General features: G+C 54.5%; 6 protein-coding genes. 3 read left to right on the forward strand and 3 right to left on the reverse strand.

Annotation, left to right across the window (positions count from 1 at the left end; all coding sequences use genetic code 11):
* Positions 1 to 4: 4 nt before the first annotated feature.
* The 3 genes from lgt to rppH form a co-directional block, all read right to left on the reverse strand.
* Entirely contained in the window at positions 5 to 880 is an 876-nt protein-coding gene (lgt, locus tag ACOTXF_RS13290) for a prolipoprotein diacylglyceryl transferase (RefSeq protein ID WP_008499664.1), read from the reverse strand.
* Between the two features lie 192 nt (positions 881 to 1,072).
* Positions 1,073 to 3,319, reverse strand: coding sequence for a phosphoenolpyruvate--protein phosphotransferase (gene ptsP, locus ACOTXF_RS13295; RefSeq protein ID WP_047747243.1), 2,247 nt, complete (start codon positions 3,317 to 3,319; stop codon positions 1,073 to 1,075).
* Positions 3,320 to 3,331: 12 nt separating this feature from the next.
* A complete protein-coding gene (rppH, locus tag ACOTXF_RS13300; RefSeq protein ID WP_013098553.1) occupies positions 3,332 to 3,862 on the reverse strand; it encodes an RNA pyrophosphohydrolase in 531 nt (176 codons plus the stop codon).
* A 683-nt stretch (positions 3,863 to 4,545) separates the two neighbouring features.
* Here rppH and mutH point away from each other — a divergent pair.
* The 3 genes from mutH to ACOTXF_RS13315 all read left to right on the forward strand — a co-directional run bounded on the left by mutH (position 4,546) and on the right by ACOTXF_RS13315 (position 6,757).
* A complete protein-coding gene (mutH, locus tag ACOTXF_RS13305) occupies positions 4,546 to 5,238 on the forward strand; it encodes a DNA mismatch repair endonuclease MutH (protein ID WP_047747241.1) in 693 nt (230 codons plus the stop codon).
* 128 nt (positions 5,239 to 5,366) lie between these two features.
* A complete protein-coding gene (locus tag ACOTXF_RS13310) occupies positions 5,367 to 5,585 on the forward strand; it encodes a YgdI/YgdR family lipoprotein (protein WP_008499668.1) in 219 nt (72 codons plus the stop codon).
* 131 nt (positions 5,586 to 5,716) lie between these two features.
* Positions 5,717 to 6,757, forward strand: coding sequence for an NADP(H)-dependent aldo-keto reductase (locus ACOTXF_RS13315; RefSeq protein WP_232926935.1), 1,041 nt, complete (start codon positions 5,717 to 5,719; stop codon positions 6,755 to 6,757).
* The last annotated feature ends 107 nt before the right edge of the window (positions 6,758 to 6,864 follow it).

Here is a 6,864-nt window from a genome sequence, read left to right on the forward strand (position 1 = left end):
TTCCTCAGGAAAGTTGTTGCTGTGGACGACGACGATACGCCCAAATCATCATAATGGCACCCGCGACGATCATCGGAATGGAGAGGATCTGCCCCATGCTGATGTACTGTACCCACTCGCCGGTAAACTGGGCGTCAGGCTGGCGGAAGAATTCGACGATGATGCGGAACGCGCCATAGCCAATCAGGAACAGCCCGGAAACAGCCCCCATCGGACGTGGCTTGCGGATAAACAGGTTGAGGATGATAAACAGCACCACGCCTTCCAGCGCCAGCTCGTACAGCTGGGACATATGGCGCGGCAGCACGCCGTAGGTATCGAAAATGGACTGCCACTCAGGGTGCGACGGCAGCAGCGCCATGTCTTCCGCGCGCGAGCCCGGGAACAGCATGGTAAAGGAAACGCTCGGGTCGACACGCCCCCACAGCTCACCGTTGATGAAGTTGCCCAGACGGCCTGCCCCGAGACCAAACGGGATCAGCGGTGCGATAAAATCGGAAACCTGGAAGAAGTTGCGTTTGGTGCGTTTGGCAAAAATCACCATCACCAGGATCACCCCAATCAGGCCGCCGTGGAAGGACATGCCGCCGTCCCAGACGCGGAACAGATAGAGAGGGTCATTCAGGAATACCGGGAAGTTATAGAACAGCACATATCCAATTCGGCCACCCAGGAACACGCCGAGGAAGCCCGCATAGAGCAGGTTTTCAACTTCGTTTTTAGTCCAGCCGCTGCCAGGACGGCTGGCGCGACGGCCCGCGAGCCACATGGCAAAAATGAAGCCCACCAGGTACATCAGACCGTACCAGTGAAGCGAAACAGGTCCTACTGAGAAAATGACCGGATCAAATTCCGGAAAATGCAGATAACCACTGTTCATCTGTCACCACAAGATGTTGTTATTCCGCTGAAAGTGGACAGCGGTAGAAATGCGATTCTGCCGTAAGCAGAGGCTCCAAAGTTGCGAATCATAGCACAAGGCGGGCGCGGAGGATGCGCCCGAGATGTAAAAGATGTGTATAGGGTTTTATGCGCGCTGGTGCCCTCTCCCACAGGGAGAGGGAGAAAGGCTTTAGCGGCCGCCGCGGATCAGACCGCCCATACCGCGTCGTTCCATAAACGCCGCGACCTGGTGGCGAACCTCAGCAGCCAGCTGCGCCTCAAGGCTACGTTCAGCCAGCTCGCGGGCATCATTGATGTCAATATGCCGCAACAGATACTTCACGCGGGCAACAGCGCGACCGTTCATCGACAGATGGCGATATCCCAGACCAATCAGGATCGCAACGCACATGGAGTCCCCGGCCATTTCACCGCACAGGCGTAAATCAATGCCGTACTGCTCCGCTTCACGGGCAATCATCGCTAAGGCGCGAATGATCGCCGGATGCAGGCTATCGTAGATACTGGCGACGCGGGTATTGTTACGGTCGACGGCCAGAATATATTGCGTCAGGTCGTTGGTGCCGACAGAGATAAAATCAACGCGGTTTGCCAGCTGCGGCAGCATAAAGACCATCGAAGGCACTTCCAGCATGACCCCAATCCGCGGTTTTGGGATCGCATAGCCGATCATCTCTTCCACTTCACGGCCAGCACGTTCGATCAGTCGCCGGGACTCGTCGATCTCATCGATGCTGGTGACCATCGGCAGCAGGATGCTGAGATTGCCCGTCGCCGCGTTAGCGCGCAGCATCGCGCGCACCTGGATCAGGAAGATCTCCGGCTGATCGAGCGTAATGCGGATCCCACGCCAGCCCAGGCACGGGTTTTCTTCGCTGATCGGCATATAGGGCAGCTGTTTATCCGCCCCGACGTCCAGGGTTCGCAGGGTGACTGGTTTGTCGTTAAACATCTGCAGCATGCCCTGATACTGCGCCACCTGCTCCTCTTCAGAGGGGAAACCGCTCTGCAACATGAACGGGATTTCAGTACGGTACAGGCCAATCCCGTCGATGCGGCTGCCCAGCTTCTCTTCGTGCTCGGGGCTTAAACCGGCGTTGAGCATGACTTTGATCCGCTCACCGCTCTTAAGCTGGGCGGGCAGGTTAACGTCATCTTCCGCCAGCTTGCTTAATTCATTCTCTTCGCTGATAAGACGCTGGTATTCCTGGAGCAGAACCGGCTCAGGATCGACCAGCAGCTCACCGCGATAGCCGTCGACCACCAGCGTACGTCGGTGCAGCACCGACGGCTGAATGTCCGCCCCCATAACGGTAGGGATGCCCAGCGCGCGCACCATAATAGCGGCGTGTGAGTTGGCGGCACCATCGCGCACCACCACACCGGCCAGCCTGTCCTGCGGCAGTTCAGCCAGCGTCGTTGCCGAAAGTTCGTCGGCGACCAGAACAAACCGTTTTGGCCAGGCATTCGGGCCCTGAATGGTGTCATCAAGATGGAACAGCAGGCGCTGCCCCAGAGCGCGCAGATCCCCTGCCCGCTCTTTCAGGTAACCGTCGGTCAGCGCCGCAAACTGGTCGGCAAATTTTTCGATGACCTTCTTAACCGCCCACTCTGCGACCGAGCCTTTATCCACTTCCGCAAAAAGCTCACGACGCAGACGCGCATCGGAAAGCAGGTGCGAATAGAGGTCGAAGATGGCCGCCGTCTCTTTTTGCGCGCCTGCGGCAAAACGCTTGCTGTAACGACGAAATTCATTCGCCGCCTCTTCCAGCGCGGCGGTGAGACGCTCGCGCTCAAGCGCTTCATCAAGCGTTGAGGCTTCGTAAACCTGCTCCATTAACGGCAGCGTGGCATCCATCCAGCCTTCAGCAATCGCCACACCTGGCGATGCCGGAAGGGCACGAATGCGCGTATGGCGATACTGACCAAAAAGCGCGGCAAGCTGAGACTGAGAGAGGATCGCCGCCATCTGCGTGGCCAGCGTAACGAGGAAAGACTCCTCGCTTTCGTCGTACTGACGTAGCTCACGCTGCTGGACAACCAGCACGCCGAGCAGCTGGCGACGCTGGATAATCGGCACGCCAAGGAAAGCGCGGAAGCGCTCTTCTTTTACAGAAGGGATGTATTTAAAGCTGGGGTGTTTTTGCGCGTCAGCAAGGTTAATGGGTTCAGCCAGTCGACCAACCAGACCCACGATACCTTCATCAAATGCGAGCGTAACGGTGCGTCCACGTGGTTTTTTCAAACCACGGGTCGCCATCAGGTAATAGCAGCGCCGATCGTGGTCGGCCAGATACACCGAACAGACCTCGGTCTCCATCGCAAGACAGATGTCGGTGACCAGAATATTCAACGCCTCGTTCAGACGCGGCGCGCTGGCCACCTTCTCGACTATTTCTCGCAAGCGGGTGAGCATGATTTGCGTAGCTTAACCTCTTTTACGTCGCCAGGCAGGTGCGCTCTGCGGCTTAGGCGGGATCTCCTGAAGCTGCATCACCACACTTGCAAACTCTTTCATCACCCTACGGTAAACATCGCGCTTAAATGACACGACCTGACGAACAGGATACCAATAGCTCACCCAGCGCCAGCCATCAAACTCCGGCGTACTACTGGTTTGCATATTGATGTCTGAATCGTTGCCCACCAACTGCAACAGAAACCACTTCTGTTTCTGGCCGATACAAACCGGCTTTGTGTCCCAACGCACCAAACGTTTCGGTAACTTGTAACGCAACCAGTTGCGGGTCGAAGCCAGGATGCGAACATCTTTTCGGCTCAAACCGACCTCTTCAAAAAGCTCCCGGTACATCGCTTGTTCTGGGGACTCTCCCGGATTGATCCCGCCTTGCGGGAACTGCCAGGAGTGTTGACCATATCGACGGGCCCACATCACCTGGCCCTGACGATTACAAATTACTATTCCTACGTTCGGGCGGTAGCCATCGTCATCAATCACCGGACTACCCCAAACTAAACCTTATATATGAATGATTGTTTCACACTACAGGGAGGCGGTAAACCACTCTCTTACAGGCCTGCAACCTAATAACAATTGAATAACTCACAAATAAGTGCTGAGTTATAAACAGATGAGCGACAGCGAAGGGAATTTTATTCACCTTTTCTGTGGATATAGTTGTGAAGAAGTGTCTGATTACCGATGAACAACCTCAACGACCGTCGCACACCCTCTTTTGCTCGCATTCATTAACATGATTATATTCATATAGTTAGATGCATTTGCGTAAACAAAAAACTGAATAGCGTGACGATCGTCACACCAGGGATCGTCGTGCTGATGAAAGATCGAACAGCGTCGGTTTTATCCACAGATTGTGCCAATAAGTTAGTCACAATTTGTGTGAAAATTCGATTTTCATCGCACGTCAAGGCTGTAAATGGAAACAGTAGTCAGGGTTATGCCCAGTTATCCCATTTTTCTGTGGATAACATGGTGTAAGATCCTGTTCATTGTCAGTGACCAGATTTGAACAACCGCTTTTTCCACCCAGGCAAAACGATTTCAGACCGATAAAAAAACCTATAAATCATAGAGATGTCATATTGGTACAGAAAAAGTTAAACTCTATCCACAGGGGACAAATTCTTCGTTTATTTTTTAATCAAAAGGTTACCGTCATGCATCCGCTTACACCCTTGGGCTCACCACCGTCCAGCGAGAGCCAGTTGCTACTGCAGGCACAGCGTCTGGCCGGTTTTTCGCTTGGCGAGCTGGCAGCAATGGCCGGGCTGCCGATCCCGAAGGATCTGAAACGGGATAAAGGCTGGATCGGCATGCTGCTGGAGCTGTGGCTGGGTGCCAGCGCAGGGAGCAAACCTGAGCAAGATTTTGCAGCCCTTGGCGTGGAGCTAAAAACCATTCCTGTAGACCGCCAGGGCAAGCCGCTTGAGACCACCTTTGTCTGCGTTGCGCCATTAACCGGCAATACCGGCGTAACGTGGGAAACCAGCCACGTTCGTCACAAGCTGAAGCGCGTATTGTGGGTACCGGTTGAGGGTGAGCGTCAGATCCCCCTGGCCGACCGTCGCGTTGGCGCGCCGCTGCTCTGGAGCCCGGACGAGGATGAGGAGCATCAGCTGCGTCTGGACTGGGAGGAGCTGATGGACATGATTGTTCTTGGGCAGGTTGAGCGCATCACCGCCCGACACGGAGAGGTATTACAGCTGCGCCCAAAAGCCGCCAACAGTAAAGCCCTTACCGAGGCAATCGGCGCGCAGGGTGAGCCGATACTGACGTTGCCGCGCGGTTTTTATCTCAAAAAGAATTTCACCGGCGCACTACTCGCACGTCATTTCCTGTTGAAAACATAGTTTTTTACTTATTTTGAGAGCTCTCAAACATAATCGACTGCTTTTTAAGATTTTACCGCTTCCTCAAGTCGCCATATCGGGTTAATACTAGATTATGATTTGATACAAGCCAGATGAGGACGATAACGATGAAAAAATGGGCAGTGTTAGTGTCAGCAGTCGGTTTAGCGTTTGCTGTATCGGGCTGTAGCAGCGATTACGTCATGGCGACAAAAGATGGTCGAATGATCCTGACCGACGGTAAACCCGAAGTCGACGATGATACCGGTCTGGTCAGCTACCGCGACCAGGAAGGCAATAAAATGCAGATCAATCGCGACGAAGTATCGCAAATTATCGAGCGATAATCAGAGAGAGGTCAGTCGCTTGCTGGCCTTTTTGATTTTTTTCTTCCCCTTTTGCTTCCCCTCTGCCATGTTTATATTCCTTTGTCGGGTACGCCCTGACGCGGTTTATATGTCTACTGAGGAAGCCGGCTATGCATTATCACCGTATCCCCCACAGCGCACTGGAAATTAGCCAACTGGGGTTGGGCACGATGACATTTGGTGAACAAAACAGCGAAGCCGATGCCCATGCACAACTCGATTATGCCGTCAGCCAGGGCATTAACCTGATTGATGTCGCAGAGATGTACCCTGTTCCGCCACGTCCTGAGACGCAGGGACTTACCGAAACCTACGTCGGTAACTGGCTGGCAAAACGCGGCAACCGTGAAAAGCTGGTGATTGCCTCCAAAGTCAGCGGCCCCGCGCGCAACAACGATACCGGGATCCGCCCGAACCAGATCCTCGATCGCAAAAATATCCGCGCCGCGCTGGACGCCAGCCTCAAGCGCCTGCAAACCGACTATCTCGACCTGTACCAGGTACACTGGCCGCAGCGGCCAACCAACTGCTTTGGCAAGCTCGGGTACAGCTGGAATGAGAGCGCCCCCGCGGTGACGCTGCTGGAAACGCTGGAAGCGCTGACCGAATGCCAGCGTGCGGGAAAAATCCGCTACATTGGCGTGTCTAACGAAACGGCCTTTGGGGTCATGCGCTATCTGCACCTGGCGGATAAGCACGATCTGCCGCGTATCGTGACTATTCAGAACCCGTACAGCCTGCTTAACCGCAGCTATGAAGTGGGTCTGGCCGAAGTGACGCAGTATGAAGAAGTGGAATTGCTTGCTTACTCCTGTCTCGGCTTCGGCACCCTGACGGGGAAATACCTGAACGGCGCGAAACCGGCCGGGGCGCGTAACACCCTCTTTAGCCGCTTTATCCGCTACAGCGGCGAGCAGACGCAGAAAGCCGTTGCCGCCTATGTGGATATCGCGAAGCGTCACGGTCTTGACCCTGCGCAGATGGCGCTGGCCTTCGTGCGTCGTCAGCCGTTTGTTGCCAGTACCCTGCTGGGCGCAACCACGATGGAACAGCTGAAAACCAATATTGAGAGTTTCCACCTGAACCTGAGTGAAGAGGTGTTAGCGGAGATTGAAGCAGTGCATCAGGTTTATACTTATCCTGCACCATAGCCTGACGCTTTTGCCCGGTGGCGCTACTGTATGACCGGATACATAGGTGACAGATCAGACCGGGAACATAGGTAACACTTTTAGTCTATCCGCACCACACTCTGGGT

It is taken from the genome of Enterobacter cloacae complex sp. IR53041 (assembly GCF_049238285.1).
Taxonomy (GTDB): Bacteria; Pseudomonadota; Gammaproteobacteria; order Enterobacterales; family Enterobacteriaceae; genus Enterobacter; species Enterobacter roggenkampii.

Excerpts from the sequence above, each read along its gene's own strand:
- lgt (WP_008499664.1), bottom strand. The coding sequence starts at position 880 with ATGAACAGTGGTTATCTGCATTTTCCGGAATTTGATCCGGTCATTTTC.
- ptsP (WP_047747243.1), bottom strand. The coding sequence starts at position 3,319 with ATGCTCACCCGCTTGCGAGAAATAGTCGAGAAGGTGGCCAGCGCGCCG.
- mutH (WP_047747241.1), top strand. The coding sequence starts at position 4,546 with ATGCATCCGCTTACACCCTTGGGCTCACCACCGTCCAGCGAGAGCCAG.
- ACOTXF_RS13310 (WP_008499668.1), top strand. The coding sequence starts at position 5,367 with ATGAAAAAATGGGCAGTGTTAGTGTCAGCAGTCGGTTTAGCGTTTGCT.
- ACOTXF_RS13315 (WP_232926935.1), top strand. The coding sequence starts at position 5,717 with ATGCATTATCACCGTATCCCCCACAGCGCACTGGAAATTAGCCAACTG.